The organism is Mesorhizobium sp. L-8-10 (genome assembly GCF_016756635.1).
Lineage (GTDB): Bacteria > Pseudomonadota > Alphaproteobacteria > Rhizobiales > Rhizobiaceae.
Window position 1 is genome coordinate 5,800,403 of the sequence record NZ_AP023263.1, and the last position, 26,083, is coordinate 5,826,485.

General features: G+C 63.7%; 29 protein-coding genes and 1 pseudogene. 11 read left to right on the forward strand and 19 right to left on the reverse strand.

All coding sequences use genetic code 11. The features are described from left to right. Positions 1-97: 97 nt before the first annotated feature. A pseudogene (locus tag JN280_RS40360) lies at positions 98-175 on the reverse strand (RcnB family protein); the annotation flags it as partial. A 436-nt stretch (positions 176-611) separates the two neighbouring features. On the opposite strand from JN280_RS40360, the gene JN280_RS27060 reads away from it, so the two are divergent. Then, positions 612-2,627: a bifunctional DedA family/phosphatase PAP2 family protein gene (locus tag JN280_RS27060; RefSeq protein WP_202306922.1), complete on the forward strand. Its 2,016-nt coding sequence runs from the start codon at positions 612-614 to the stop codon at positions 2,625-2,627. 92 nt (positions 2,628-2,719) lie between these two features. On the opposite strand, the gene JN280_RS27065 is transcribed toward JN280_RS27060, so the two are convergent. Genes JN280_RS27065 through JN280_RS27075 form a run of 3 tightly spaced genes read right to left on the reverse strand, consistent with a single transcriptional unit; the run spans position 2,720 to position 4,403 of the window. Then, the gene (locus tag JN280_RS27065; protein WP_202306923.1) at positions 2,720-3,442 is read right to left on the reverse strand and encodes an RNA polymerase sigma factor; all 723 of its coding nucleotides are present in this window, start codon (positions 3,440-3,442) and stop codon (positions 2,720-2,722) included. A 29-nt stretch (positions 3,443-3,471) separates the two neighbouring features. Then, the gene (locus tag JN280_RS27070) at positions 3,472-3,996 is read right to left on the reverse strand and encodes a plastocyanin/azurin family copper-binding protein (RefSeq protein WP_202306924.1); all 525 of its coding nucleotides are present in this window, start codon (positions 3,994-3,996) and stop codon (positions 3,472-3,474) included. Continuing rightward, positions 3,993-4,403, reverse strand: a complete 411-nt coding sequence (locus JN280_RS27075; RefSeq protein WP_202306925.1) for a DUF5602 domain-containing protein — start codon at positions 4,401-4,403, stop codon at positions 3,993-3,995. The genes JN280_RS27070 and JN280_RS27075 overlap by 4 nt, the downstream gene beginning before the upstream one ends. A gap of 241 nt (positions 4,404-4,644) precedes the next feature. On the opposite strand from JN280_RS27075, the gene JN280_RS27080 reads away from it, so the two are divergent. Next, the gene (locus JN280_RS27080) at positions 4,645-6,177 is read left to right on the forward strand and encodes an FAD-dependent oxidoreductase (RefSeq protein ID WP_202306926.1); all 1,533 of its coding nucleotides are present in this window, start codon (positions 4,645-4,647) and stop codon (positions 6,175-6,177) included. A 64-nt stretch (positions 6,178-6,241) separates the two neighbouring features. Here the strand turns inward: JN280_RS27080 and JN280_RS27085 are convergent, their stop codons facing one another. Next, on the reverse strand, positions 6,242-7,126 hold the full coding sequence (locus JN280_RS27085; protein ID WP_202306927.1) for a LysR family transcriptional regulator: 885 nt from the start codon (positions 7,124-7,126) through the stop codon (positions 6,242-6,244). Positions 7,127-7,318: 192 nt separating this feature from the next. On the opposite strand from JN280_RS27085, the gene JN280_RS27090 reads away from it, so the two are divergent. Further along, positions 7,319-7,927, forward strand: a complete 609-nt coding sequence (locus JN280_RS27090; RefSeq protein WP_202315060.1) for a 5-formyltetrahydrofolate cyclo-ligase — start codon at positions 7,319-7,321, stop codon at positions 7,925-7,927. Between the two features lie 250 nt (positions 7,928-8,177). Beyond that, on the forward strand, positions 8,178-8,606 hold the full coding sequence (locus JN280_RS27095; RefSeq protein ID WP_202306928.1) for a Tim44/TimA family putative adaptor protein: 429 nt from the start codon (positions 8,178-8,180) through the stop codon (positions 8,604-8,606). Positions 8,607-8,619: 13 nt separating this feature from the next. Here the strand turns inward: JN280_RS27095 and JN280_RS40365 are convergent, their stop codons facing one another. Continuing rightward, positions 8,620-9,243 (reverse strand): DUF488 domain-containing protein, encoded by a 624-nt coding sequence (locus tag JN280_RS40365; RefSeq protein ID WP_446720790.1) that lies wholly within the window; start codon positions 9,241-9,243, stop codon positions 8,620-8,622. Further along, positions 9,240-9,383, reverse strand: a complete 144-nt coding sequence (locus JN280_RS27105; protein WP_202306930.1) for a hypothetical protein — start codon at positions 9,381-9,383, stop codon at positions 9,240-9,242. The genes JN280_RS40365 and JN280_RS27105 overlap by 4 nt, the downstream gene beginning before the upstream one ends. 477 nt (positions 9,384-9,860) lie before the next feature. On the opposite strand from JN280_RS27105, the gene JN280_RS27110 reads away from it, so the two are divergent. From JN280_RS27110 to JN280_RS27130, 5 genes are all read left to right on the forward strand, one after another. Next, entirely contained in the window at positions 9,861-10,328 is a 468-nt protein-coding gene (locus JN280_RS27110; RefSeq protein ID WP_202306932.1) for an NUDIX hydrolase, read from the forward strand. Positions 10,329-10,679: 351 nt separating this feature from the next. Continuing rightward, entirely contained in the window at positions 10,680-11,777 is a 1,098-nt protein-coding gene (locus JN280_RS27115; protein ID WP_202306934.1) for a carboxynorspermidine decarboxylase, read from the forward strand. Between the two features lie 40 nt (positions 11,778-11,817). Continuing rightward, on the forward strand, positions 11,818-13,059 hold the full coding sequence (locus tag JN280_RS27120; protein WP_202306935.1) for a saccharopine dehydrogenase family protein: 1,242 nt from the start codon (positions 11,818-11,820) through the stop codon (positions 13,057-13,059). A 217-nt stretch (positions 13,060-13,276) separates the two neighbouring features. Further along, the gene (locus JN280_RS27125) at positions 13,277-13,663 is read left to right on the forward strand and encodes a YunG family protein (RefSeq protein WP_202306936.1); all 387 of its coding nucleotides are present in this window, start codon (positions 13,277-13,279) and stop codon (positions 13,661-13,663) included. A gap of 44 nt (positions 13,664-13,707) precedes the next feature. Further along, complete coding sequence (locus tag JN280_RS27130; RefSeq protein WP_202306937.1) at positions 13,708-14,322, forward strand: LysE family translocator; 615 nt, start codon at positions 13,708-13,710, stop codon at positions 14,320-14,322. Positions 14,323-14,398: 76 nt separating this feature from the next. On the opposite strand, the gene alr is transcribed toward JN280_RS27130, so the two are convergent. The 11 genes from alr to JN280_RS27185 all read right to left on the reverse strand — a co-directional run bounded on the left by alr (position 14,399) and on the right by JN280_RS27185 (position 23,614). Next, positions 14,399-15,502: an alanine racemase gene (gene alr / locus JN280_RS27135; protein ID WP_202306938.1), complete on the reverse strand. Its 1,104-nt coding sequence runs from the start codon at positions 15,500-15,502 to the stop codon at positions 14,399-14,401. After that, the gene (locus JN280_RS27140) at positions 15,499-16,752 is read right to left on the reverse strand and encodes a D-amino acid dehydrogenase (RefSeq protein ID WP_244742139.1); all 1,254 of its coding nucleotides are present in this window, start codon (positions 16,750-16,752) and stop codon (positions 15,499-15,501) included. The genes alr and JN280_RS27140 overlap by 4 nt, the downstream gene beginning before the upstream one ends. Positions 16,753-17,195: 443 nt before the next feature. Then, positions 17,196-17,660, reverse strand: a complete 465-nt coding sequence (locus tag JN280_RS27145; RefSeq protein WP_202306939.1) for an aminoacyl-tRNA deacylase — start codon at positions 17,658-17,660, stop codon at positions 17,196-17,198. Positions 17,661-17,919: 259 nt separating this feature from the next. Further along, positions 17,920-18,867, reverse strand: coding sequence for an alpha/beta fold hydrolase (locus JN280_RS27150; protein ID WP_202306940.1), 948 nt, complete (start codon positions 18,865-18,867; stop codon positions 17,920-17,922). Positions 18,868-18,983: 116 nt separating this feature from the next. Further along, a complete protein-coding gene (locus JN280_RS27155; protein WP_446720678.1) occupies positions 18,984-19,454 on the reverse strand; it encodes an SRPBCC family protein in 471 nt (156 codons plus the stop codon). A 139-nt stretch (positions 19,455-19,593) separates the two neighbouring features. Next, entirely contained in the window at positions 19,594-19,842 is a 249-nt protein-coding gene (locus tag JN280_RS27160; RefSeq protein WP_202306943.1) for a ParB N-terminal domain-containing protein, read from the reverse strand. Between the two features lie 67 nt (positions 19,843-19,909). Then, positions 19,910-21,175: a cysteine desulfurase-like protein gene (locus JN280_RS27165; protein WP_202306945.1), complete on the reverse strand. Its 1,266-nt coding sequence runs from the start codon at positions 21,173-21,175 to the stop codon at positions 19,910-19,912. Positions 21,176-21,203: 28 nt separating this feature from the next. Then, the gene (locus JN280_RS27170) at positions 21,204-22,256 is read right to left on the reverse strand and encodes an aldo/keto reductase (RefSeq protein ID WP_202306947.1); all 1,053 of its coding nucleotides are present in this window, start codon (positions 22,254-22,256) and stop codon (positions 21,204-21,206) included. A 52-nt stretch (positions 22,257-22,308) separates the two neighbouring features. Further along, positions 22,309-22,557, reverse strand: a complete 249-nt coding sequence (locus JN280_RS27175) for a hypothetical protein (protein ID WP_202306949.1) — start codon at positions 22,555-22,557, stop codon at positions 22,309-22,311. A 196-nt stretch (positions 22,558-22,753) separates the two neighbouring features. Further along, positions 22,754-23,236, reverse strand: a complete 483-nt coding sequence (locus JN280_RS27180; RefSeq protein WP_202306951.1) for a hypothetical protein — start codon at positions 23,234-23,236, stop codon at positions 22,754-22,756. Between the two features lie 90 nt (positions 23,237-23,326). Further along, positions 23,327-23,614 (reverse strand): DUF2218 domain-containing protein, encoded by a 288-nt coding sequence (locus tag JN280_RS27185; protein ID WP_202306953.1) that lies wholly within the window; start codon positions 23,612-23,614, stop codon positions 23,327-23,329. Positions 23,615-23,936: 322 nt separating this feature from the next. On the opposite strand from JN280_RS27185, the gene JN280_RS27190 reads away from it, so the two are divergent. Continuing rightward, the gene (locus tag JN280_RS27190) at positions 23,937-24,101 is read left to right on the forward strand and encodes a hypothetical protein (RefSeq protein WP_202306955.1); all 165 of its coding nucleotides are present in this window, start codon (positions 23,937-23,939) and stop codon (positions 24,099-24,101) included. A gap of 230 nt (positions 24,102-24,331) precedes the next feature. Here the strand turns inward: JN280_RS27190 and JN280_RS27195 are convergent, their stop codons facing one another. After that, positions 24,332-24,838 (reverse strand): DUF1993 domain-containing protein, encoded by a 507-nt coding sequence (locus JN280_RS27195; protein ID WP_202306957.1) that lies wholly within the window; start codon positions 24,836-24,838, stop codon positions 24,332-24,334. Positions 24,839-24,987: 149 nt separating this feature from the next. On the opposite strand from JN280_RS27195, the gene JN280_RS27200 reads away from it, so the two are divergent. Next, a complete protein-coding gene (locus JN280_RS27200; RefSeq protein WP_202306959.1) occupies positions 24,988-26,043 on the forward strand; it encodes a DUF1176 domain-containing protein in 1,056 nt (351 codons plus the stop codon). The last annotated feature ends 40 nt before the right edge of the window (positions 26,044-26,083 follow it).

The window sequence follows — 26,083 nt, forward strand, 5'->3', positions numbered from 1 at the left end:
CCCCCGCCCGAATCGGATCGTGACAAGGGAATCAGATACGCGCGGCCGGCGCAAGCCATAGAGGCGCCGGCCGCGCCTGCCTGTGGAAGCCCGACGCCTATCTCACGGCTGCGATGATGCCGGACCTGACATTGACGAGCAGATAGTCGTCACCGACCCTCACCCATTGCTGATTCCGTCCGGCCGCTTGAGGCCATGCTTTTGGAGGTCGCGGACACTATTCCGACAAAGCCCTTTTGTTCTCCGAGGGAATCGACACTGTCCGCGCCGCGGGCGACGGCAGGCGGTCTCGAACGGTCATGATCCCGTTCGCGATCTACGATCTGTGGAACGTCAGCACACGCGGCCGGACTGCCACAAATATGCCAATGGCTCGCGGTGGATAGGACGGGGCGAATGGCACCCATGGCCTGACCCTGGAAGCGCTGCCGCGCAGTTGTTGACGGAAGACGGCGGCAACGACGGCCGCAGCGGACGCGTCGATGCGAGACGTCCGTATGGCATTCTTGCTCACCACCCTTGAGACCCTGCCGTCCGCTCGACGGGCCGGATCCGGGGTTCGGAAAGAACGACACGCCAATTCAAAGAGATAGAACTGCGAGCTGATCCATATGACGATTTTCGGTTTCCTGCAGATGCTCGTGGATCTGATCGAGGCGAACCCCACCTGGGCGCTGCTGATCGTGTTTCTCGTCTCGGCCGGCGAGGCGCTGTTCGTCGTCGGTCTCTTCGTCCCCTCCACCGTCGTACTGGTGGCGGCAGGAACCATGGTCGGCATGGGCAAGCTCTCCTTCGTGCCGATCTTCCTTGCCGCTACCTTCGGCGCGGTGGTCGGCGATGCCGTCTCCTTCTGGTTCGGCCATATCTGGAAGGAACGGGTCAGGCAGGTCTGGCCGTTCAGCCGCTACACGCTTCTTCTCGACAAGGGCGAGACCTTCTTCCAAAGGCACGGCGGCAAGAGTGTCTTCATCGGCCGCTTCATCCCCGGCGTGAAATCGGTCATTCCCGGCATCGCCGGCATGATGGGCATGGGCATGGCGCGTTTTACCGTCATCAACGTCGTCTCGGCCTTCGCATGGGCCGGCGCCCACATCATCCCCGCGGTCGCGCTGGGCCGCGGCTTCGACCTCGCCCATTCCGCCAATCCGAGGCTGGCAGCACTGCTCGTCGGCGTCCTCGTGGTGCTGGTATTGGCCTGGTACCTGACGAGGCTGACGCTCGCATTCACCTTGCCCCGCCTCGACAAGGCGAGACTATGGATAGCCGACCACCTGAAGACAAAGGATTCGAGCATCGCAGGGCTTGCTGCCCGCGTCCTGCTCAACGAGGAAGGCGCATTCGTCGCCTTCTGCCTGGCCATACTCTGCCTGTTCGGCCTCGCCGGCTTCGCGCTGCTGGTGGTCAACCTCATGTTCGAGCCCGAACTGGCCGCCTCGGACCAGACCATCAGCACGTTCCTGCAGGCATTGCGGAATGGTCCAGGCGACCGGGTGATGGTGCTCGTCACCATGCTCGCCGACAGTGTGACGCTGACACCGCCGGCGGTCGCCTTCGTCGCGATCATGCTCGCGCTCAGGCGTTGGCGGCTGGCCGCCATGGCGACGGTGACCTTCATCGGAGCGGCCATCTTCGTGCCGCTTGCCAAGTCGCTGCTCCAGAGGCCACGCCCCATGCCGCACTACAGCGGCGCGGAGGCCTTCAGCTTTCCGAGCGGTCATGCCACCCTCTCGATCGCAATCATAGGAGGCATCGTGGTGATCCTCGCCCACGCCTTGCCGACGCGCTGGAAGTCTGTCGTCTACGCCACGACCGCCGCTTTGCTGGCACTCATCGCCTTGTCCCGCGTCTATCTGCTCGCCCACTGGCCGAGCGACGTCATCGCCGGGCTGCTGTTCGGCGGGTCGATGGTGCTGCTGCTGGCATTCCTGCTGCATGGCCGCGAACTCGGCCTGCCCGCGGGCAAGGTCGCCGTCGCAGTCGGCCTGGTCTATGCAGGGACCTGTGCGATCCATATCGACAGGAGGTTCGGCGATACCCTGGCGAGCTACAGCCGGCCGCTGCCCCTCGACACGATCTCTGCCGACGACTGGACAGGCGGAGGATGGCGTTCGATCCCGCGGGCGAGAGTGCTGTTCGACGGCGAATTCGCCGAACCGCTGATCCTCCAGACGGACATGCCGCTGCCTGCCCTGAAGACAGCGCTCGAAAAGGCGGGCTGGCGGGAGCACGCCGCGAACCTGTTCTTCAGCACCCTCTCGCACACGCTGCCTGCCGTGGGCTCAATAACCGACCTTCCGCCGCTCCAGTCCTACAATGGCGGACGGCCTGCTCTCGCCACCTTCACCCTCGACGACACGTCTCGACCCGGCACGCGGCTGGTTCTCAATATCTGGCCTACATTCACCACGATCGCCGGTACGGGCACCAACGCGCCGCTGGTCACCGCATCCGTGACGCGGGAGGCGCTGGAGCCCCTGCCCTTCGGTTACGGAAAGACCAAAATCGCGCCGCTGGAACCCGATGCCGAAGCGAAGGCGGCGCGCTCGGTTGCCGACGCGTTGGCGACTACGGGCGGACGCATGACGCAGCCTGGCCCATCGCTGTTCCTGATTGCATCAGGCGCGTGACCGCATGTTATTGCCGAAGGAGGTAGCCATGGAAAGGCCACGCGACGGCCTCGGCGCAAGCCCGCCGCTTCAGGACGAGAGCCTGGTTGGTCTTAACCCGGATGGCGTTCGACCGGTCGCTCGTGGCGCAATCGCTCGACCACCCGGTCGGCCATATGGGCGCAGCGCGCGCCGTCGAATGGAAACAGGTCGCCGAATGCCGCGGAAAGCCGTTCTTCGATTGCGGCGCGCATCAGTCGTCGCGCCCTGTGGAGCCGCGTCTTGACCGTTTCCGGCTTGATCGACAGGTGGAGCGCGGTTTCCTCGACGCTAAGCCCCTCGACGTCGCGCAGGATGAAGACGACCCGAAACAGGTCGGGCAAACGGTCCACGGCATGCTCCAGGATCTGCCGGATCTGGCTGCGTGCCGTCTCGGTTTCCGGGCCGGCGGGCATCAGCGAGGAGGGAAACATGACCAGGGATCCTTCATTCGAGACGACCCCGGCGTCGAGTTCGGTGAGTTCGGCCATCGGCCGCCGCCGTCTCACGCGTCCGAGAGCCTCGTTCAGCGCGATCCTCGTCAGCCAGGTCGACAGCTGCGCATCACCGCGAAACCTGTCCAGATTGGTGAAGGCACGGACATAGGTTTCCTGGACGACGTCCTCGGCCTCGGCGTCGTCGCGAACGACGCCCCGTGCCACCCGGAAGAGCCGCCTGTTGTGACGTTGGACGAGGACGCGTATCGCGCCCTCGTCGCGATGGCGGGCAAGGTCGACAAGCCTCTGGTCATCGAACGAAGCCAGGTCGAACTGAAGCCGTGTGACTGCCAACTGCATGATCCGCCGTTGCCTCCGTTCCCGGCGCGTCATGCGCGCCGGACCGCCCCTTTGCGCATGATCTCCTCAACCGAGGGGAAGGCCTGCAGCGCTTTCCCCGGCAGATCGCCGTTCGCGCCGGCCAGTTCCATCCACCCATGCGGCTCCGGTTCCCCAACGACGATGCGGCCCACCATTCCCGCATGCTCGTGCGGGATGCAGTAATAATCGTAGACCCCTTTCTCGGCGAACGTAACCGAGAACGTCTGACCGGGTAGCAGAAGGTCGGAGTTCCAGGCCCTGGATCCCTTGGGCATGCGCAAGGGCCGGTCGAAATTCTCCGGACTGTAGGCGGTCGTCGAGTGGGAATTGCCGGGATCGCGATTGATCCAGCGGATGGTCTGCCCGGGTTTGACCAGGATACCGACGGGATCGAACCATACATGCGAGCCGTCGGCGCGCCCCTGCATGACGATCTCGACCGGGGCGTCCGCCCGCGCACCGGCCAGGTGCAGGCCGAGGATGGCCGCACAGCCGCCCCCTGCCGCCAGGAAACGACGACGCGTCAGGATCATTTTGCGACACGCGCCTGGTCGGAGACAGGCACGTGCCACAGCACGACGTGCACATGCGGTTCTTCGACGCCCGGATGACCGGCATTGTAGTAGACGTCGACGTGGTCGACATTGCCGCCGGGTGCGGCCAGCGCATCGAAGCGTCTGTCGGGATTGAGCTCCTTGATCGGCAGCATGTAGATCGTGCTGACGAGCCTGCCGTCATGATCGTAGGCGAGGAACGGGCCGGCGGGCAAAGTCGCGGGATCGACGAACAACTGGCCCATGCCGGGGAGGAAGTCGGGCAGCTTCACGAGGCTGCTGACCGCCTTGTACGCACCCTGCGGCGGCGCCTTGGAGACATCGGCAGCCAGCGTGGGCAGTGAAGCGGCGAGTACCAGCGCAAGCGCGGCGGAAACTATTCTCATGGCAGCTACTCCTTCTTTGGCGGCGCCGCCGACGTCGCGGCGTCACTGCGTTGGATGCGGCAGCCGCGCCGAGGTTCCCGGAAATCGTCACATGTGCATCGAAGGAGAAAAGCGCCCGAGGCCGGGTCCATTGGTGGCGCGAACGCTGGCGACAAATCAGCAAGGAACCGATTGCCCTTGGCGAGCGTCTAAGAGGCGTGTCCGGCACCGCATCGGCGGCGCCGGCAAGGAGGAAACGACGATGGCGTCTCGAGACAACCAGGACGCCGGCCCCGACCTGGGCGCCGGAATACCAACCGCTATGTTGGACGGGAAAACCCTGCTTCAAGGCCATGTCGGCGAGGAGACCGTCGTCCTTGCGCGCGTCGGCGAGGAGGTGTTCGCGCTCGGCGGGACATGCAGCCACTATGGGGCTCCGCTGGCGGACGGCCTCATCGTCGGTGACACGCTCCGCTGTCCATGGCATCACGCCTGCTTCAGCCTTCGCACGGGTGAGGCCCTTGCCGCCCCAGCAATCGATCCGCTTGGCCGATGGCACGTGGAACACCAGGGCGACCACCTGTTCGTGAAGGGCAAGATACCCAAGGAACAGGCTGGAAGCGCTATGCGAGACACGAGCAACGATCCTGAGCGGATCGTGATCGTCGGCGGCGGCGCGGCCGGATTTGCCGCCGCTGAAATGCTTCGGCGGCGGGATTTCTCAGGACAGTTGACCATGCTGAGTTCGGACGACGACGCGCCGTACGACCGTCCCAATCTGTCCAAGGACTATCTTGCGGGAACCGCCGAAGAGGCCTGGATGCCGCTGCGGTCGCCGAAATTCTATGCGAGAAGGGATATCGATCTGCGGCTCGGAACAACCGCGATACGCATCGACACCGGCAAGAAGAAGGTGACGACCTCGGACGGTCACGACTTTTCGTTCGACCGTCTTCTTCTCGCGACCGGGGCCGAGCCGGTTCGCCTCTCGATCCCCGGCGCAGATCGCCCGCATGTGTTCGTGTTGCGATCCATGTCAGACTGCCGTGCGATGATCGATCGCCTTGGCGATACGCGCTCAGCCGTCGTCGTCGGAGCAGGCTTCATCGGGCTGGAAGTTGCCGCATCGCTGCGCACCCGGAGCGTGGCGGTTCATGTCGTCGCTCCCGGAGCAGGGCCACTCGAAACCGTTCTGGGACAACAACTCGGCGACTTCATCCGATCCGTGCATGAGGAGCACGGCGTCACCTTCCATCTGGGGGCGACGGCGGAACGGATCGACGAACGGACCGTCCGATTGAGCGATGGGGAAGTTCTCGACGCCGATATGGTCGTTGTCGGCATCGGCGTGAAACCACGTCTTTCGCTGGCGGCCGACGCCGGCATCGCCACAGCCGACGGCGTTCTCGTGGGCGAGTTCCTGGAAACGAATATTCCCGGCATCTTCGCGGCCGGAGACATTGCCGAATGGAGCGAGCAGAGAGGCGCCGAGACACGTCGGGTGGAGCACTGGGTCGTGGCCGAGCGTCAGGGACAGGTCGCGGCCGAAAACATGCTCGGGCTTCGACAGCCGTTCCGAAGCGTTCCGTTCTTCTGGAGCGCCCATTTCGACGAGACGATCCGCTATATCGGCTATGCCAGGTCCTGGGATGCGATCGACGTCGAGGGCAGCATCGAAGGCCGCGACTGCATGGTCACGTACAGGAAGGACGGCAGGACGCTCGCCGCGGCCACGATCGGGCGCGATGTCGAGGCGCTGCGTTGCGAGGCAGCGATGGCCGGGGAGACGGAATGATCGATCCTTGCGATCGTCGCCAGCGCAGGCTCTGGAAGAGCTGTATCGGCCTTCCTGCGAGAGACTAGCCCATGGGAAGGATCGAATTCGTGTGGGCCGTCGGCCCTGTTGCAACGACATTTCGCAGCGCCGCCAGCGCCGCCTGTACGTCCGCCCGGGTCTGGCTCTCCTCAGGGTAGACCGCATAGGCCGGGTAGGTGAACTCGGGCGCATCATCCACGCGCTCGAGTTCCCCGGCCTCGACGAGCTGCGTCACCACGCCCTTGCGGAAGTAACCCATGCCGCCCGCCCTCATGATATAGCTCAGGCCGAGCGGCCCAAGGCCGACCAGCAGTCCCGGCTCGCCGAAGGTCGTCGAATTGGCGTCGTGCTGCGCGGCGAACATCGGCCCCCAATCGACGTAGACATAGTCCTCTCCGGTGTCGGCAGCACCCGGCGCCTTCCGCCGCACCAGGACGAGTTGCTCTTCAAGCAGGAGCTCGACCTTGAAACCAGGAAGAAGCTTGGGCGCATAAAGCACGGCAATGTCGAGCACGCCGGTGCGCAGTTGCTCCAGCAACTGGTCGGGCACTCCGACATGGGCGTGAATGGCGATCTTCGGCTCGGCCGTCCTCATCCAGACGAGCCAATCGAGAAGCAGAGGGTTCCACAGGCTCAGTTCTCCGCCGAGCGCGATCATGCTCGTTCGCCCCGACGGTATGGCGAGCTGGTGCCTCGCCCTCTCCCATACCTGGACGAAAGACTGCGCGAACCGCTCGAACTCCCGGCCCGATGGCGTCAGTTGCGCGCCGTTGCGGTTGCGGATGAACAATTGCCGCCCGAGTTCCTGTTCGAGCGTCCTGATCCGGGCGCTCACCGTGGTCTGGGTGACGTTGAGATGTTCGGATGCCTTCAGGAAGCTGCCGGAATGGACGATCTCGAGGAAGGTTCTGATGCGATCGACATCCATCGCGAGCCTCGCATTCAATGCAAAATTATTGCATCAATAGAGCATTTAATTCCGTTTGCCTTCCTCTTTTTTATCAGCAACCTTGCTTGCGGCTGGTTCCAGAAAACCGCCACAGCGACGTGGAGGCTTGTCATGGATGAGCAGGAAAGCACAGAGATCGAGACCGGCGAATATGCCTCTCCGCCATGCTTCATGCATGAACTGATGCCAGGTTTCGAAGCCGATCCCCTTCCGCGCGACCAGGCGACCTGGACCGACGTCGCCCGGTGGCGCAAGTCGGAGCGCCAGCGGCTCATCGACCAGCGCCTGCTGTTCGACCCCGACGACCGCAAGCTGCGATCCGGCCGGATCGCCGCCGGGCTCGATGCAACCATCGGCTCCGTGGCGGGGCGCATCGTCAGCCTCTATTGGCCGTTCAAAGGCGAGCCGGACCTGCGCGTCTGGATGTCGCGGGTGAACGAATGCGGGGGAAGGATCGCCCTCCCCGTCGTCATCCAGAAGGGCTGGCCGCTCGAGTTTCGGGCATGGTCGCCGGGCGATCCGCTGGAGCGCGGCGTCTGGAACATACTGGTGCCCGCGCATGGACCGGCAGTGCTGCCCGATGTGGTGATAGCGCCGGTCGTCGGCTTCGACGAAGCAAACTACAGGCTCGGCTATGGCGGGGGCTTCTTCGACCGCACGCTCGCCGCGATGCCCCGGCGACCGATGGTGGTCGGCATCGGCTATGCGGAAAGCCGGATCCGTACAATCTATCCGCAGCCGCACGACATCCCGATGGATGTGATCGTCACTGATGCTTGACGTATCCGGGCGGGCGCATCCGGCAACAACCGATCGAGACCGCCGGTGGAGCCCCGTGGAGGCGAGGATGAACCAGGCAGCAGACGCAAGCAATCTAAGCGCCGTGGTGATGCTCACGGTGTATTGGATTCTTCTTATTGTCTGGGATCACGTATTTCCGCCGCCTGCTTCCAGAAGGACGGGGCGATCGCTCGCGGGTCATGCAGGTCGGAACAACCTGCCGGTTTCAGCACCGACAAGGGCGACATCGTTGCTTCGCCAGAGCGATCCGACATTCGACGAAACGGCTTTCCTTGGTCGTGCCTGCCTTTGCTACGAGGTCGTTCTCGAAGCCTATGCGAAAGGCGACGCCGAGACCCTCGAGCCGCTCGTTGGCCAAGAGGTTCGCGACGTGTTCGCCCGCGCCGCGGCAGTCCGCCGCGCCAATGGAGTGACCTTGGAGATAGCCCTCGTCGCGTTGAGGGAAGCCGAGATCGTCCACGCCGGTGTCGGGAAGAAGGCGATCAAGGTAGGCGTGCGCTTCAGGTCCGAACTGATCAGATTCACCCGTGCCACGGACGGGAAGATCATATCGGGCTACCCTCGGCAGATCGTCCCGACGGCCGACCTATGGACCTTCGCGCGCGATCCGGGAACCGGCGCCTCCGCCTGGCGCCTGATCGCCACGGAACCCGGCTGATCCAGCTATCCCCTCACGGGCCCGAAGATAGGACCTCCCGCAGAACAACTGCTTGATTGTGCTCCACATCCTTGGCGGCATAAACCAATGTCACCGTCTGGCCCCGGGCCTTTTCGCGCAGTTCAGCGAGTGCCTCCTTCTTGCTCAGAAGCTCCGCGCGATATCTATGGTTGAATTCGGACCATCGCACGGGATCGTGATCGAACCACTGCCGCAGTTCGGGGCTCGGCGCGATATCCTTCAGCCACAGATCGATTTCGGCGTCCTGTTTCCTGATACCTCGCGGCCACAGGCGATCGACAAGAACACGGAGCCCGTCGTCGTCGGATTTCGGCTCGTAGATGCGTTTCAGACGGATCATGGCTACCAGCACCTCGCTATGCGAGCGATTGTCGGTTCTTGCGACCAGTCCGACAAATGAAATCAAATGCTGCCCTGGTGCAAGAAATCTGCATCGCGCATGACAACTTTTGCCGGAGGAAAGCTGCGAGATCGCTTCCGCGTCCTTTCCGTGTCTGCTCTGCATCGGCTGCACAACTCTCGATTGCCTTTCGTTTCGCCAGGATTCGTCTTTCCCAAATCCAGAGCCGCCGCGCCTTATGCATTGCGTGCGAACAACCTCCGTATGCAGTTTCATTCGCCAATGCGCACGTGGTGCATCGCCTTCGGCCGGGGCTCGTCGACATTGATCGAGGGGTATTCCGACTTGGCCACCACAATGTTGGACCGCCTGTGGCGCGGTTGCCGCAGTTGCTGTAGTCCGCCCTGCATGGTCATCGACACCATCGATACGGTGTTGCCCTCACTGCAGGAACAACAGCCGACAAATCATTGCCGTAAAACGGAAAATTCCGGATTTCGACCGGTTCCTGCCCTTGTTTCGCCGAGATGTCGGGGTACCTGCGATTCATGTGCGGAAACTGCTTCATCAGGACATCAAGGCCGGCCGGCGAGACCAATGTGTCTTCCCGGAGCGGCTTCCTGAACTGAACAGACCGCATCAATATCCGTTCCGGGAGCAATCGCAGAAAGCCACCAGCGGTTTTTCGATGCCACGCATTGCGTGCGCACAAAGGAGCGAGTCATGACCGGGCCCCGACCCCCGAAGATCTGTCATTCCTGCCACCGGATACTGCCCCAGGCGGCCACGCGCTGCCTCTGGTGCGCAACCCCGAGGCGATCGACATTCGGTCTCCCTCCGATCCTATTGCGCTGTTCTGCCGCCCCGCAGACCATGGGCGTGGGAGGCATGATATGGCCTTGATGATGGAAGCCGGCACGCCCTGCGGTGCGTTCGGCGCGACACTTCAGCAGTTCGGCGCCCTGCCCTGGCGGCGCAGCCGATCGGGCGGGATCGAGATCCTGCTGATCACCACGCGCCGGACCGGTCGCTGGATCCTGCCGCGCGGTTGGCCGGTGAAAGCGAAGACGCCGGCTCAGACGGCAGCCCGGGAAGCCTTCGAGGAAGCCGGCGTCATCGGCAGCGTCGATCCCCGGCCGGTGGGCGAATACAGCTACGTCAAGACGCTCGCGGACGGCTCCGAGAACGACTGCCTGGTAACCTTGTTCAGCCTCCAGGTGCACGGCACACTGGTCAACTGGCCGGAACGGAATCAACGCCAACGGCGCTGGCATGGACTGGACCAGGCCTGCGAGGCCGCGTCCGACAGGCAGTTGGCCGGTCTGCTTGCAACGCTCGACTGGAACCGGAAGGCCGCTTGATGCGGCCTTGATCCCTTCCCCACCGCTCGACGCGGAATTGAACGACAGCGGCATCGCGCCGTTTTGACGGGTTGACTTCCGGGACCCCATGCCTAGGTTGGCGCCATCATGCCGACCGCCACGACACATAGCCCGCGAGAGCCGCAGCACTGGAAAGCGGGAATCTAGCCCGGACGCGATCGTAGCCCTGGCTCAGCGTTCGGGATCGCCAGGTTCCCATCGAGTTTCAGCGTAACGAACAGGCGCCGGCGAGCCCGCTGCCAGCAGGCAAATCCCCTCGGACCTGCCGCCGGTGCCGCCTCTGAAGGCCGGCATTTCCCAATAGACATCGCCAGACGGAAACGAGCCCGCATGCTCCAGACACCCTATTATCTCATCGACAAGGCAAAGCTCCTCCGCAACATGGAGAAGATGGACCGGGTGCGGGAGAAATCGGGCGCGAAGGTCCTTCTGGCGTTGAAGTGCTTCGCCACCTGGTCTGTCTTCGACGTGATGCGCGAGCACATGGACGGCACGACCTCCTCATCGCTCTTCGAAGTCCGGCTGGGCCGGGAGAAGTTCGGTGGCGAGACCCATGCCTACAGCGTGGCCTACGGCGACGACGAGATCGATGAGGTGGTCGCCAATGCCGACAGGATCATCTTCAATTCCATCGGGCAGTTCGAGCGCTTCGCCGGGCGAACGGCCGGGCTGACCCGGGGGCTGCGGCTCAATCCCGGCGTCAGTTCGTCCAGCTTCGATCTCGCCGATCCGGCCCGCCCGTTCAGCCGGCTCGGCGAATGGGACGCCGGCAAGGTCGCGGCGATCATCGATCGTATCGACGGCTTCATGATCCACAACAACTGCGAGAACGCCGATTTCGGCTTGTTCGACCGGATGCTTTCCCGAATCGAGGAGAAATTCGGCGGGCTCCTGTCGCGCGTCGGCTGGGTGAGCCTTGGCGGCGGTATCCATTTCACGGGCGAGGGCTATCCGCTCGCTGCCTTCTGCGGGCGTCTGAAGACCTTTGCCGAGCGCTACGACGTCCAGGTCTATCTGGAGCCGGGCGAAGCCTCCATCACCGGGAGCACCACCCTCGAAGTCACGGTGCTCGACACGCTCTTAAACGGCAAGCACCTCGCCATCGTCGACAGTTCGGTCGAGGCCCACATGCTCGACCTGCTGATCTATCGCCAGACCGCCAAGGTCGAACCCGATGCGGGCGGGCACAGCTACATGATCTGCGGCAAGTCGTGCCTGGCCGGCGACATCTTCGGCGAGTTCCGCTTCGCCGAAGCCTTGAAGGTCGGCGACCGTATCTCGATCCAGGATGCCGCCGGCTACACCATGGTGAAGAAGAACTGGTTCAACGGCGTGAGGATGCCGTCGATTGCTGTTCGCGAACTCGACGGCAGCACCAGGCTGGTCCGCGAATTCACCTTCGCGGACTACGAGCAGAGCCTCTCCTAGGCTCATTTTTTCCCAACTGCGAAAGGAAACATCCCCCGGAATGAAGAAGAACGTTCTCATCATCGGCGCCGGCGGCGTGGCACAGGTCGTTGCGCACAAGTGCGCCCAGAACAACGATGTGCTGGGCGATATCCATATCGCGTCACGCACCGTGGAAAAGTGCCGCAGGATCGTGGATTCCATTCGCGAGAAGAAGAGCTTGAGGATTTCCGGCACGCTGGCCGCTCATGCTCTCGACGCGATGGACGTCGAAGCCGTCAAGGCGCTGATCGTGAAAACGGAAAGCCGCATCGTCATCAATGTCGGCTCGACCTTCGTGAACATGTCGGTGCTTTCCGCATGCATCGCGACGGGAGCGGCTTACATCGACACGGCGATCCACGAGGATCCGATGAAGATCTGCGAGACGCCGCCATGGTATGCCAACTACGAATGGAAGCGGCGGGCGGAATGCGAGGCAGCAGGGATCACCACGATCCTCGGTGCCGGCTTCGATCCCGGCGTGGTGAACGCCTATGCCGCGCTGGCGCGGGACGCCTATTTCGACCGCATCGATTCTATCGACATCGTCGACGTCAATGCGGGCAATCATGGCCGCTACTTCGCGACCAATTTCGATCCGGAGATCAACTTCCGCGAATTCACCGGAGAGGTCTGGTCATGGCAGAACGGTGGCTGGACGTCGAACCAAATGTTCGAGATCCGCAAGGACTGGGACCTGCCCGTGGTGGGTGTGAGCCCGACCTACATGACCGGCCATGATGAGATCCATTCGCTGTCGCGGAATCTCGGCGTGCCTGATATCCGCTTCTGGATGGGCTTCGGCGAACGCTACATCACGGTGTTCACCGTATTGAAGAATCTCGGCCTCCTGTCGGAGCGGCCCGTGACGACGGCCGAGGGCCAGCAGGTCGTGCCGCTCAAGGTCGTCAAGGCCGTGTTGCCGGATCCTTCTTCACTGGCACCGGACTATACCGGCAAGACCTGCATCGGCGACTTCGTCAAGGGTACGAAGGATGGCAAGGAGCGCGAGATCTTCATCTACAACGTGGCCGACCATGCCGAAGCCTACGCGGAAGTCGGCAGCCAGGGCATTTCCTATACGGCCGGCGTGCCTGCAGCGGCCGCGGCCGTTCTGGTGGCCGCCGGCGCCTGGGATGTGAAGAAGATGGTGAATGTCGAGGAACTGCCGCCCGTGCCCTTCCTCGGGCTGCTCGACCGCATGGGCCTGCCGACCCGCATAAAGGACGAACAGGGCGATCGTCCGCTGGACCTCGCCTGATCGATATCTCCCTGCCGCCCCTATCGGAGCGGCAGGGAATAATCGACCGGACTATGCAAATATGTGTGGAATTGAGGCAGTGCTCACGGATTGCGCCATTGGAAGATCGCCATGTTGCAATGCTGCGGAAGTCAGATACGAAATCATCGCTTAACCGGGAATTTCGGAGTATCGCGACAACGATCTAGGAAAATAGAACGTCAAGAGGGACGAGGCGATGACCGATGAGCTGCGATCGGTAACCCTGCAATCCGCGTTGTATCATGCCTGGTCTGCCGAAACCTCCAGTAAATGGCTGCCCGACAACCCCGCCCGTGGACAATGCAGTGTAACGGCGCTCGTCGTTCAGGATATTCTCGGCGGCGACATCGTCAAAACGGACGTCGAAGACGCTTGGCACTTCTACAACCTGATAGACGACATGCGGCGGGACTTCTCCGAAAGCCAATTCACATCACCTGTATTCTACGCTGACGTTCCCTCGAGCCGCGATGAGGCGTTCTCCGATACGTCGCCCGAGCAGTACCGGATATTGCGTGAACGTGTCCTTGCAAAGACTGGCCCAAGAGACCAGTTTGGGGGCCTTTCGCCACAAGCGAATTAGGTTATCCTGCACGTCCGAAAGCAGTCATGACTTTCGGGGGTTCCATGGATTTGTCGACAATACTCGCCTTCGCAGCGGCCTTCTTTGTATTTGCCGCCAGTCCCGGTCCGGACAATATGACGATCGTCGCCCGGACGATCTCCCATGGGGCGGCTTCCGGCATCGCGTACGGGATGGGCACGGTTGCCGGCATCCTGGTCTTTCTCACCCTCGCCGCATTCGGCCTGTCGATGATCGCCACCGAAATGGGGAGCGCAATGACAATTCTGCGCTATGCCGGCGCGGCCTATCTGATCTGGATGGGCGTAAAGCTCTGGACGGCTGAACCTGTCGTGCCGGACCTTCAACCCGTTTCCGAACGACGCGGCCTGGCGGCGATCTTCGCGACCGGCGTTGCTCTAAACCTCGGCAATCCGAAGATGCCACTGTTCCATGTGGCACTCCTGCCCAATGTCGTTGGATCGTCGCTCACACCCGCCCACATCGCAGCACTGGCGGCTGTCATCCTCGCCGTTGAGGTCGTGGTCATTGGCGGTCACGTGATCCTCGCCGGCCGCGCACGGAAATTGCTTCGGACCCCGGCCGTGGTTCGTCGCGTGAACCGTACGGCCGGAGGCGTCATGGTTGGTGCTGGTGTCGCAATTGTCGCGGCGCGCTGAGCAGCACCTGTTTTTCCGATGGATCAGCCGGCTTGGGGACACGTGCCAAGTTGACCGGTGCCGGACGGGACGCTCGTCAGGCGGCCGCTCCCAGGTAGCGCCGGTGGTACCGGCGTCCCAGGCTGGTGAGCACCTCGTAGCCGATCGTGCCTGTCGCGGACGCGACCTGGTCGATGGTCTGCTCCGGGCAGATCAGATCGACCAGCGCGCCCTCGTGCAGGGTGTTCTTCCGGCACTCGGTCGCGTCGAGGATGATGCTGTCCATCGAAACCCTGCCGATGAAGGGAAGCCGCAGCCCGTCGAGGAACGCGGCAGCCGCCGCGTGGCGGTGCCAGCCGTCGGCATAGCCGAGCGAAATGGTCGCGAGACGCATAGGACCGGCCGCCCGCGCCGTGTGGCCGTACCCTATGCCGGTCTGTGCAGGGACATCCCTGAGTTGCAGGACCCTCGCCGAAAGATTGACGACCGGCCGCATCGGATTGAGTGCCCGTGGCGTGGGATTGATCCCGTAGAGGGCCGCCCCCGGGCGCGCGAGATCATAGTGGAAGCCGGTTCCGAGGAAGATGCCTGACGAGTTGGCCAGAGATGCCGGAGCCGGCGGCAACAAGGCGCGCAGGCGATCGAATTCGCGCCGCTGCATGCCATTGGCCGGGTGGTCCGGCTCGTCGGCGCAAGCAAGATGGCTGAGCACGGTCACGACCTCGATCGGCTCGAGCAGGCTCCGGTCGGCCGCGAGAAGCTCCACCTCGCGGGACGCGAGCCCGAGCCGCGACATACCGCTGTCCAACTGCAGCGCGGCCGGCAGTTTCCGATCGGCTTCCACGGCACGCTCCCGCCAGGCGGCGAGTTCGCGCAGGCTGTTGATCACGGGAACGAGGCCGGCGTCGAGGAACACCTCCTCCGTTCCGGCCGGCATGCCATTGAGCACGAGGATACGGGCGTGCGGCAGTCCCTCGCGCAGCACCAGCCCCTCCTCGACATGAGCGACGAAGAAGGAGCGGCAGCCAGCCGCCCGCAAGGCCGATGCGACCTCGACGGCGCCGAGGCCGTAGGCGTCGGCCTTCACCACGGCACTGCATTCCGTGCCGCCGAGCCGCCCGCGCAGGAGGGTGTAGTTGGAGGCGATCGCTTCGAGATCGACCGTCAGGACCGCGCCTGCGCGCTCGAACGGCGTGTTCATGCCGCATACCGATCCATGGCGAGTTCGTTTGCGTCGATCTCGGGCTGCTGGCCCGAAATGATGTCGGCGATGACACGCCCCGAACCGCAGGCCATGGTCCAGCCCAGCGTTCCATGTCCCGTGTTGAGGTAGAGATTGGCAATGCTTGTGCCACCGATGATCGGCGTGCCGTCCGGGGTCATCGGGCGCAGGCCGGTCCAGAAAGTCGCCTCGCCGACCGAGCCTCCCCTGCCGAAAAGGTCGGAGAAGGAATGCTCGAGCGCCCCTCGCCGCGATCCGCGCAGCGCCAGGTCGTAACCCGCGATCTCGGCGGTGCCGCCCACCCGGATGCGGTCGCCGAGCCGGGTGATGGCGACCTTGTAGGTCTCGTCCATGACGGTCGAGACCGGGGCGCCGCCTTGGTCGCGGATCGGAATGGTGAGCGAGTAACCCTTGACCGGATAGACGGGAATGCGGATTCCCAAGGGGCGCAGCAACAGCGGCGAATAGCTTCCCATGGCCACGACGAACACATCGGCCTCCACCAGCCCGCTGTCCGTGCGCACGGCCTTCACGCGGCGTCCGTCGGTGAGGATTTCACGGACGGCCGTGCCGTAGCGGAAATCGACGGTGTCGGAAACGAGCCCGGCGAGCCTGCTGGTGAACATATGGCAGTCACCGGTCTCGTCGCCGGGAAGACGAAGCCCGCCGACGAACTTTCCGCGCACGTGGGCAAGCGCGGGCTCCGCTGCGATGCACCCCGCCGGATCCAGCACCTCGAAAGGCACGCCGAACTTCCCGAGCACCTCGACGTCGCCGCCGATGCCGTCCAGTTGCTGCTGCGTCCGGAACAGTTGAAGTGTCCCCTTGCTGCGCTCGTCATAGGCGATGCCGGTCTCGGAACGGAGGTCGCGCAGGCAGTCGCGGCTGTATTCGGCGATCGGCACCATGCGCGCCTTGTTCACGGCGTAGCGGGCTGACGTGCAGTTGCGCAGCATCTTGAAGAGCCACGACCACATGGCCGGATCGAGCTTCGGACGGACTGCGAGAGGGCCGTGGCGCATCAGCAGCCACTTGACGGCCTTGACGGGAACACCGGGGCCGGCCCAGGGCGAGGAATAGCCGGGCGAGACCTCGCCGGCGTTGGCGAAGCTGGTTTCGAGGCCCGGGCCCTTCTGCCGGTCAAGCACTGTGACCTGGTGACCGGCCCTGGCGAGATAATAGGCGGTGGTCACGCCGATGACCCCACCGCCGAGTATGACGACTCTCAATCTGTTCTCCTGCTGTCTCAGAGAGGAAATTCTCGACCGCCGCGTGGCGATCGGATCTTGCGGATCGGCCTCATGGATCGCGGAGGCGCCCGCCTGCGCGGACGCCCGATCATGGCCGAATTTTCAGGGTTTGGATTTCAGACCCCCGGTCGCAGCCGTCGCCGCGCCAGGGCTAGGCGCATGCGATAAGGCTGCCCGCGTGATTGAGAAATCGAGCGCGGGTCCCGAACAAGCGGCCGGCAGCCTTGAGCCTTTTACCTGCCATCGGGTCGACAAGCCTTTTGCGATGGGCGCAAAATACGCGAACGGCCGCCGGATGCAAGAGCGGCTGGATGCAGGCCGTTGTGCCACGCGCGAACGGTCGCATGAAGCGCAAGGGCCGCCTCGCGCGGCGGCCCACGCCGCGTTTTCGCCAGCGAGCGTATCCTCGCCTCGTACAGCTCTCAGCCGCTGATATGCCCGTGCGGCATGCCATACATCAGCCGGCCGAAACCTTCGCCGCTGACATGGACGAGGCTGCGGTGATCGCCACCTTCGAAATAGACGTCGCTGCCGCCCTCGAGGCGTTCGTCGACCACGCATGCGACGCGATAGGGCGCTCCGAAGATGGGAACGGCGCCGGTGTCGCAATCTGGGAACAGTGTGCTCGCCTCCTCTTCGGTGGCCAGGTGAACCCGCTCGCCCAGCAAGGCGCTCACCTTGTCGAGATCGACCCGGCGCGAGGCGGGCACCACGGCCAGAAGGTAGCCGTCGTCCCATTTCAGCACCACGCCCTTGGCGAGCGAAGCGCCGGGTACGTGGCTCGCCTCGGCAGTCATGGCCGAAGAGCCGGTCCTGCTGTGCCGGGCTATGTCGTATTGGACATGATTGTCCTCAAGGTATTCCTGCATCGTCATTGAGATACCCATGACCGTTCCTTTCGCATCGTGCATGGCGGCCGGTGCGCAAGGTGGATGGCGGCGGGTTCCTCGGCGTCGGACGGATGCCTCCGGGACGCCAAGCCGGCCCATCGCCAGACCGCCGGCCGGTCACCGTCCGGCCCGCCCGAAGGCGGGCCGATCAATCGTCAAATGCTACACCAGCCGATTGGATGCGGCAAGGAAACCGGGCGGTTCGCTTATCGTGTCGGACGGCGATCGAGATCGATTTTCCGCCGATGAGATTCGTTCATTTCGCGCTGTCGGCCTGGACCTCCGCCCAGCTCTTCGCCGCGGTCTCGCCGTTCAGGAACGGCAGAACGGCAGGGACGAGTTCCGGCGCGAAGAACATGTCGTAATGGGTGCGGTTGGGGATGATGGCGAGCCGGTTCTGCGAGATGTTCTCGCGCATCCAGCCGGCATCCTTCAGGCCGCCGCCGAGAAGCTGGTAGAATTGAACGATATGCTCCGGCCGATACATGTCGCTGTCGCCATAGACTAGCATGACGGGCATCTTCAGCGTCTTCACCTCCTGCGACCAGTCATAGGGCTTGCGCATCATCTCGCCCATGCGGTCGAGCAGCCGCGGAAAGTCCGCGGGGTTCGGCGCCACGGCCATGTAGGACTTGTACATGGGCGTGTCCTTCATCGCATCGGCCATGGATGCGCCGACCTGAGCCTGCATCGGCAACATCTCGGGATAGAAGCCGTCCTGCGCATAACCTGCCGAGACGACCGCCAGCCTCCGCACCATTTCAGGATGCTGTATGGCGAGGCGCAGGCCGGCACCCCCGCCGAAGGAATAGCCCAGCACGTCGACCTTCTCGTAGCCGATCTTCTTCAGGAGCACCGAGAGATCGTCGCCGATCGCCTTGTGGTCGATCGGCCGCTCGCCGAGCGTCGTGCGGCCGTGACCCTGCAGGTCGACCGCGATGACCTGCCTGTCCGCCTCGAGGCTCGGCATGATGGGCGCGAACATGTCGATCGATCCGAGCCCGCCATGAAGCAGCAGGAGCGGCTCGCCTTGTCCGCGTATCTCATAGTAGTAGTTGATGCCGTCGATCATGACGTAGCCGCTCTCGGCCGGGGCCTGAGCGCCGACAACCATCGGCTTTGCGTCCTCCGCGACGGCCGCGCTCGTTGGAGCGAGAACGGCAAGCGCGGAAGCGGCGAGTGCGATGAGGGTGGATTTCAGCATGATGATCTCCCTTGCCGGCGCACTGAGCGCCGCGCATCGATGGTGTTTCTGGAATATCGAAATGGTTTGAGGTCGCGCCGCGCTTGAAGCAGCCGCGGCGCGGTCGAAGAGGCCGGTTACAACCGCTTGGCCACGGCTTCGAGCTGGTCGGCGCACTGGCCCCAGCCCTCATGGAAGCCCATCTTCTCGTGCGTTTCCCTGTCCGCGACGCTCCAATGCAGCGCCCGCGCCGTGTAGCGCGTCTTGCCGTCCTCGTCCTCGAAGGTCAGCACCGCCGTGAAGAACGGCTTTTCCGACGGCTCCCAGGCAGCGGAATAGGCGTCGGTGATGACCAGCTTCCGGTTCGGCACGACTTCGAGATAGACGCCGCGGTTCGGGAACTCGTTGCCGTCCGGATCGCTCATCACGACCAGATTGGCGCCGCCGGGCCGCACGTCCAGTTCGGCGTGGGGCGTCGACCAGGGTTTCGGCGCGAACCACTGCTTCAGGATCTCAGCGTCGGTCCAGGCGCGGTAGACCTTTTCGCGCGGCGCGTCGATGAGGCGGGACAGGACGAGTTCGCGATCGGAAACGGGGGTGGAGGCCATCATTATTTCCTTCAGTTGAGGTGCCTATGACCGGACGTCGAACGAGCTGACCGGGAATCGACACGCCGAGCAAAAGAAAATTTCGAATCTTTTGGAGGTTCCATTCGCACCGCACCGGCAGGGGACTGAAGCCCGCCGCTCAGTGCTTCCTCGCCTGGACCAGATAGGCGTCGATCGTCGTCTCGCCCAGCCACTTGGCGGCTTCCAGCCGGTGCAGCCCTTCTACCAGGACATAGCGCTTGTCGTCGGCGCGCACCTGGATCGGCGTCTTCATGCCGTTTTCCAATATGTCCTCGGCGAGCAGCCGCACCGTCTCGGGATGCAGCGTCTTGCGCCGCGCCGCCGGCACATAGATGTCGTCGACCTTGATTTTCTGAACCCGCAGCATCGAGAAGCCTCCAGGCGGTCAGCCTATCCGCATCGGGCCGACGGGGGAAAGGGGTACGATAGGCGCGCTATCCGCGGTGCTCGCGCAGCATGCCGACGATGCGCGTCACGCTTTCGATCGTCTCTTCGATCTCAGCGGCCGTATTGTAATGCGCGATGCCGATCCGCACGACGCCGCGATCCGCCGCAATGCCGAGCTGATGGACGATCTCCCAGGCGTAGTTGTGCCCCGACCAGACGAAGATGTTCTCGTCTGCCAGCGCGCGCACGATCTCGTCGGGCGCGACACCCTCGACCGTGAAGGACACCGTCGGAACGCGTGCGCCAATGCGCGCCGGGTCGGTGATGCCGTGGATCGTCAACCCGCCGATCGCCGACAGCCCCTCGATCAACCGGGCGGCGAGCCGGTTCTCATAGGCGATCGACGCGGCGAAGGCTGCCGCGATCCTGTCGCGCCGCGAGCCGTCGGCGCCGGCCCGCGCACCGAGCGCCTCGAAATAACCGATGGCGGCGGAAAGGCCGGCCATAAGTTCGATCTGCGGGGTGCCGAGTTCGAAGCGTTCGGGCAACGCATTCGACGAGCAACGCAACTTGTAGGGCACGAGCGTGTCGATCAGCGCGCGCCGCCCCCACAATATGCCCAGATGCGGACCGAAGAACTTGTAGGCCGAGCAGGCGAGGAAGTCGCAGCCCAGATCCTGCACGTCGACCAGCCCATGCGGCGCGAACTGCACGGCATCGACATAGACGATCGCCCCGACTGCCTTGGCGCGCGCGGTGAGGGCCTTCACCCGGTTGATCGATCCCGTGAGATTGCTTGCGTAGTTGAGGGCGACAAGCCTGGTCCGCTCCGACAACAGCGCGGAAAGGGCATCTTCCTCGACCTGCCAACTGACGGTGTCGAAAGGCAGGAAGTGGACGGTCAGCCCGCGATCCTCCGCAAGCTGGAGCCAGGGCGAGACATTGCCCTCGTGATCCATGCGGGTCACGATGATCTCGTCACTCGGGTTCCAGCCCCACCCGAGCGTGCGCGACATGTGATAGGTCAGCGTCGTCATGTTGGCGCCGATGATGATCTCTTCCGCGCTCGACGCCCCCAGGAAATCGGCCATGGCGTCATGCGCGGCGTCGACGACGTCGCCGGCCGCGAGCGTCGTGCGGAAGAAGCCGCCGAGATTGGCGTTGGTCTCCAGCAGGCAGCGGGCCACGGCATCGGCAACAGCCCGCGGAACCTGGGTTCCGGCCGGATTGTCGAGATAGATCCGCCTCCTGCCGCCGTCGGTCAGGGCAAGCGCCGGGAAATCCCCGCGCACGGTCTCGATCGGAAACGTCATGGCTGCCCTCCTCCCTTCCGACCGGTGATCAGGGACAGGGATTGCCAACACGCTGGTGGATAGCGTCCACCGCTTCCTGCATCTCGGCCGTCCACTTCACCGAGACCGACGACAGCGCCGTCTCGAGCTGCGGGATCGAGGTGGCACCGATGATGTTGGAAATGACGAAGGGGCGATTGACCACGAATGCGTTGGCGAACAGCGCCGGCTCCATGTTGAATTCCAGCGCCAGCCGGTTGTACTGGAGCAGCACTTCCGCCGCATTGGGCGTCTCGTAGCGCTGGCCACGGTTGAACAGGGTCGAACGCGCACCCGCCGGCCGGGCGCCATGGTCGTATTTGCCGGTCAGATAGCCTTGCGCCAGCGGCGAATAGGCGAGCAGGCTCACCTCCTCGCGATCGCAGACCTCGGCGAGATTGACCTCGAAGGTGCGGTTGACGAGGTTGTAGGCGTTCTGCAGCGAGACCGGACGCGGCCCCATGCCCTTCTCGCTTTCGAAGACGAAACGCATCACGCCCCATGAACTTTCGTTCGACAGGCCGAAATTGCGGATCTTGCCTGACTTCACCAGTTCGTCGAAAACCGCGATCGTCTCGGCAATCGGCGTCTCGTCGGGATCGCGAGGCGACGGCCACGAGGGGACGCGGGTCGGGTTCGATCCCCACGGCACCCGTCGCTCCGGAAAGTGAATCTGATAAAGGTCGACGTAGTCGGTCCGGAGGCGCGTCAGCGACTTGTCGATGGCGTCGAATATGTCCGAGCGGACCAGCTTGGACGGCCGCCCGCCGCGAAACCAGTCGTTGGCCGTGCGGCCAACCACTTTGGTGGCGAGCACCACGCGGTCGCGGTTGCCGCGCGCCTTCATCCAGTTGCCGACGATCCGTTCGGTGCTGCCCTGCGTCTCCGGTTTCGGCGGGATGGAATAGAGTTCGGCGGTATCGAGGAAGTTGACGCCGTGATCGAAGGCGAGGTCCATCTGGGCCTGGCCTTCCGCTTCCGTGTTCTGCTGTCCCCATGTCATGGTGCCGAGGCATATGCTCGACACATGGAGGTCGGTTCGCCCGAGACGGCGCTTTTCCATCGGTTGCTCCGTTTGTTGAGGCCGACCGGAAGGCGACCAGGGGATTTTCAGCTTACGGCCACAACCGCACGGTCGAGGCGATCGCCAGCAGCGTGGCGATGACGATCAGCACCCCGTAGATGCGGGGGCGGTCGAACAACATCGCGTGGCCTGCGATCCAGCCGGCGAGCGCCGATCCCAGGGCGAAAAGGAAAGCGATGCGGTTGTCGAAACCGATCGAGGCGCCGATCAACCCGCCGACGATCACCGCGCCGAACACGATGATCACCGCGATGGCATATTTCTCGTAGTTGTCTTCCATTCCGATCCTCTTGCGATCGCCCGAAGCGCTCGCCCGCTCCTGTGGCGGATTCGTCAGGCATGACAAAAGCCGTCACCGCACCGGGTGTCAATTTCATGTGGACGTCCACGGCGCCAACTTTGCACGGTTGGCGGACCGGAAACCAGACCCGCTGCCTGATCTGCAAGAGAAAATCCCTCGGCGTGGCCGAGATGCCTCAACCGCGCGGACGGGCGCGGCGCCGTGCGTCGTCGATCAGCATGTTGGCGACCTGCATGCGCACCATGGCCCGCTGCCGCAGATGCGGGGCAACCCGATCGGGATGGTTCTTGAAGGCGAAGGCGCGCCTGATCTTGGCCAGTTCCGCGGCGTTGGTGGATGCCTTCAGGCCGAGTTCGCGCAGGATCGCCTCGGGTTCCACCGGCGGAAGGTCAGCAGCGGGCGGCTCCGGTCGTTCGACGGAGGCGCCCACGGCTTCGAACAGCGCATCGACCTTGTCGTCCAGCGAACCCGACATGTCGTCATATTCGGCTGCGACGCGGTCGTCGGCCACCCTGATGCGGCCGGACAGAAGCTCTTCCGCCACGGCGAGATAGTCGAAGGACACGGTCGGAGGCGGCATCGACTGGTCCTCGATCCGCGAATCGACCAGCAATTCGTCGAGCAGCGAAGCGAAATCCCGGCCCGTTCCTACGCTCAAGACTGTTTCCTCCGCCGGGACACCATACGTTCGTTCGTCGTGAACTTAGGGCCGGCGCGTTAAAAATCGCTTCGCGCGACGATAAGGAATTTAGGCGTCGTTCCAGTTGATCGCCGGCTTGTCCCGGAACGCGAAACGTTCAGGATGGCTGGCGACGACATCCTGCATGCGGGGCAAGTCGGCCTCACTCTCCGTCGTGACCGTCATGGTCAGCCGGTTGCCTTGCGCCGTGAGCGAACAGACGCCGAACGGAAAGGTGATTGTTCCCTGCTCCGGCGTGAACTCCGCCGGGATCTTGTGGGCGAAGTGCTTGCAGAGCTGCTGAAGATAGCGGCTGGCCATCTCGGTCGTCACAACGGCGGTCGATCTGAAGCTCATCCGTCGGGTTCCCCTTGTCATGCCATCAGGCCGGCATGAAAGACTTTTGCAGGGCGGTCGCCCCTTCGTCGAGGGGGAAAAGGCGGGCCACGCAGGAAAACATGGCCCGAATGCGCCGGTTGGCGAGGAAAGCCGGACTCAGCCGGCGTAGGGATACGCATGCGCGCGCATGAAAGTTTCACGTCGCGCTGTTTTTTCGATTCCATGTTCGATTTGTGACGTCCGAACCGCGGCACGCATAGCTCCCATGCAAATGCTGCACTGCACAATTTCAGTGAATCGCCCTACGTAACGATCGGGAGGACCAATAGGGGCTTTAGTCATGGGGTTCTTCACCGAACTGTTCGTTCGGCCTCGACCGAAGGAACACGCGCGCTTCCGCGCGGCGATGGCGGTGCTCAACGCGATGAGCAATTCCGATCGCGCCGATATCGGCATCAAACCCGCCGATTTTCCGCGCATCGCCCGCGAAATGTCGCTGCGATAGTCCAGGAACACGGGGCAAGTCGCGAAGCGCGCGCCCCTTGAGTAGTGATCGGCCCACCGCTTCGGCCCGAAGATCGAGACCGGTTTTCGCGGGTCGTTTCAGGGTGATAGAGCGCCCTTTGCGTGTCCCCATGGAAGCGCGGCGCTCGAGGAGGCCGATCTCCGCGTTGCAGGCCGGCGTCGTCGGCAAGCCGATGGCGCCGCGCCGCAACCGGAAGGTTTCGCCAGACTTCAGCCTCTGCCGAAAAAGTCGGCCTTGCCGATCGCCACGCCGTTGTGACGGAGGATGTCGTAGGCGGTCGTGACGTGGAAATAGAAGTTCGGCATGGCGAAATGCAGCAGGTACTGCATGCCGGTGAAGGAAAGCTCGCCGCTGCGCATGGGGAGCGCGATGGAACGTTCCTCCGACCCGTCGATATCCTGCGGTGCAAATCCCTTCAGCAGTTCGACCGTCTTCGCGATCCTCCCCTGCAACTCAGGAAAGCTGTTCTCGGTGTCCTCGAACTTCGGGATCTCCCGGCCGGCGAGGCGCGAGGGCGCGCCCTTGGCGTGATCCGTAGCGATCTGGACCTGCCTGGCGAGCGCGAACATGTCGGGCGCCAGCCGGGCCTCGACAAGCGTCTGCGGGTCTATCCCCTTTTCCGTCGCATGCGCCTCGCCTTTCGACAGCACATGCGAAAGGCCCTTGAGCGTCGTGATGAACACCGGCACAGAAGCCTGGTACATCGAAATCGTCACTTGAAATTCTCCTGAAGGATTTGGGCCGGAACGGCCTGATGGGTCCACGGCCCCAAGATAGGCTCGGTGAGCCCCGTTTGTGTAGCCCGCCTTCATCCCGACGCCACATTCGTTCTAAATCCTCTCCACGGCCCCCTCGGAGATTCGCGATGAAGCCCCATCTGCTCGCCGCCGCATTCGCATCCGTTGCCGCCTCCCTCTCCGCGCTCCCGGCAGCCGCTGAAGAGCCCCCCTATCTCGACGACCGCTCGGATCCTGCCGCCCTCGTCCGTTCCCTCTACAATGCCGTGAGCCGGCAGGAATATGCGCGGGCCTGGAGCTATTTCGGCGACACCAAGCCGGCCAAGGATTTCGACAGCTTCGCGAAGGGCTATGGCGATACCGCCCGCGTCGATGTCGAGACCGGCGCCGTCAGCAGCGAGGGCGCCGCGGGCAGCACCTTCTTCGAGGTGCCGGTCGCCATAAGGGCGGTCGCGAAGAACGGCGACGAAGCCATCTTTGCCGGCTGCTATACCGCACGGCTCGCCCAGCCCTCGATCCAGGGCGTACCGTTCCAGCCTCTGCATCTGGAGAAAGGCTCGCTGAAGGCCGCACAAGGCGAGCTGTCCGAGGTGGTGCCGGCAAGTTGCGGCAACGGTCCTCCGCCCCCGCCGCGCGACGCACTGAAGGAGCAGGCCGAGAAGCTCTTCTCGACGGCGTATGGATCGATCTGCCGGACCCTGGAGCCAGGTGCCCAGCCCGACGCGGCGGCTCCCGAGGCTCACGACATCGGCTTCCACTACAGTTGGGACGGCGAGAGCGAGCCCGAGCGCAAGGCGCGGCTGTTCAGGTTCGACTGTGGCGGAGGCGCTTACAATACCAATGAGGTCTACTATCTCGCCGATGACAGCGGCGAGCTGCGCCAGCTCCAGTTCGCCTCCCCCGAGCTCGACATCCGCTACGAGAACGACAATTCGGAGGGCAAGGTCGAATCGGTCGACATCATCGGCTACCAGTCAGACGACATGCTGGTGAATTCGGAATACGACGCGGCGACCAAGACGCTCGTCTCCCACGCCAAATGGCGCGGAGTCGGCGACGCTTCGTCCACCGGGACCTACATCTTCCGGGAAGGCACCTTCACGCTGGTGAAATACGACGTCGACGCCAGCTATGACGGCGAAATCAACCCGGTAACGGTGCTGGATTTCAACACCGGTCCATAGAGTGCCGCGCGTCCGTCCGGGCGCGGATGCGGTAGCTGGT

What these genes read in the sequence shown, in the direction of transcription:
- JN280_RS27060 (WP_202306922.1), top strand. Translation starts at nt 612, where the DNA reads ATGACGATTTTCGGTTTCCTGCAGATGCTCGTGGATCTGATCGAGGCG.
- JN280_RS27065 (WP_202306923.1), bottom strand. Translation starts at nt 3,442, where the DNA reads ATGCAGTTGGCAGTCACACGGCTTCAGTTCGACCTGGCTTCGTTCGAT.
- JN280_RS27070 (WP_202306924.1), bottom strand. Translation starts at nt 3,996, where the DNA reads ATGATCCTGACGCGTCGTCGTTTCCTGGCGGCAGGGGGCGGCTGTGCG.
- JN280_RS27075 (WP_202306925.1), bottom strand. Translation starts at nt 4,403, where the DNA reads ATGAGAATAGTTTCCGCCGCGCTTGCGCTGGTACTCGCCGCTTCACTG.
- JN280_RS27080 (WP_202306926.1), top strand. Translation starts at nt 4,645, where the DNA reads ATGGCGTCTCGAGACAACCAGGACGCCGGCCCCGACCTGGGCGCCGGA.
- JN280_RS27085 (WP_202306927.1), bottom strand. Translation starts at nt 7,126, where the DNA reads ATGGATGTCGATCGCATCAGAACCTTCCTCGAGATCGTCCATTCCGGC.
- JN280_RS27090 (WP_202315060.1), top strand. Translation starts at nt 7,319, where the DNA reads ATGCATGAACTGATGCCAGGTTTCGAAGCCGATCCCCTTCCGCGCGAC.
- JN280_RS40365 (WP_446720790.1), bottom strand. Translation starts at nt 9,243, where the DNA reads ATGAAACTGCATACGGAGGTTGTTCGCACGCAATGCATAAGGCGCGGC.
- JN280_RS27105 (WP_202306930.1), bottom strand. Translation starts at nt 9,383, where the DNA reads ATGACCATGCAGGGCGGACTACAGCAACTGCGGCAACCGCGCCACAGG.
- JN280_RS27110 (WP_202306932.1), top strand. Translation starts at nt 9,861, where the DNA reads ATGGCCTTGATGATGGAAGCCGGCACGCCCTGCGGTGCGTTCGGCGCG.
- JN280_RS27115 (WP_202306934.1), top strand. Translation starts at nt 10,680, where the DNA reads ATGCTCCAGACACCCTATTATCTCATCGACAAGGCAAAGCTCCTCCGC.
- JN280_RS27120 (WP_202306935.1), top strand. Translation starts at nt 11,818, where the DNA reads ATGAAGAAGAACGTTCTCATCATCGGCGCCGGCGGCGTGGCACAGGTC.
- JN280_RS27125 (WP_202306936.1), top strand. Translation starts at nt 13,277, where the DNA reads ATGACCGATGAGCTGCGATCGGTAACCCTGCAATCCGCGTTGTATCAT.
- JN280_RS27130 (WP_202306937.1), top strand. Translation starts at nt 13,708, where the DNA reads ATGGATTTGTCGACAATACTCGCCTTCGCAGCGGCCTTCTTTGTATTT.
- alr (WP_202306938.1), bottom strand. Translation starts at nt 15,502, where the DNA reads ATGAACACGCCGTTCGAGCGCGCAGGCGCGGTCCTGACGGTCGATCTC.
- JN280_RS27145 (WP_202306939.1), bottom strand. Translation starts at nt 17,660, where the DNA reads ATGGGTATCTCAATGACGATGCAGGAATACCTTGAGGACAATCATGTC.
- JN280_RS27150 (WP_202306940.1), bottom strand. Translation starts at nt 18,867, where the DNA reads ATGCTGAAATCCACCCTCATCGCACTCGCCGCTTCCGCGCTTGCCGTT.
- JN280_RS27155 (WP_446720678.1), bottom strand. Translation starts at nt 19,454, where the DNA reads ATGGCCTCCACCCCCGTTTCCGATCGCGAACTCGTCCTGTCCCGCCTC.
- JN280_RS27160 (WP_202306943.1), bottom strand. Translation starts at nt 19,842, where the DNA reads ATGCTGCGGGTTCAGAAAATCAAGGTCGACGACATCTATGTGCCGGCG.
- JN280_RS27165 (WP_202306945.1), bottom strand. Translation starts at nt 21,175, where the DNA reads ATGACGTTTCCGATCGAGACCGTGCGCGGGGATTTCCCGGCGCTTGCC.
- JN280_RS27170 (WP_202306947.1), bottom strand. Translation starts at nt 22,256, where the DNA reads ATGGAAAAGCGCCGTCTCGGGCGAACCGACCTCCATGTGTCGAGCATA.
- JN280_RS27175 (WP_202306949.1), bottom strand. Translation starts at nt 22,557, where the DNA reads ATGGAAGACAACTACGAGAAATATGCCATCGCGGTGATCATCGTGTTC.
- JN280_RS27185 (WP_202306953.1), bottom strand. Translation starts at nt 23,614, where the DNA reads ATGAGCTTCAGATCGACCGCCGTTGTGACGACCGAGATGGCCAGCCGC.
- JN280_RS27190 (WP_202306955.1), top strand. Translation starts at nt 23,937, where the DNA reads ATGGGGTTCTTCACCGAACTGTTCGTTCGGCCTCGACCGAAGGAACAC.
- JN280_RS27200 (WP_202306959.1), top strand. Translation starts at nt 24,988, where the DNA reads ATGAAGCCCCATCTGCTCGCCGCCGCATTCGCATCCGTTGCCGCCTCC.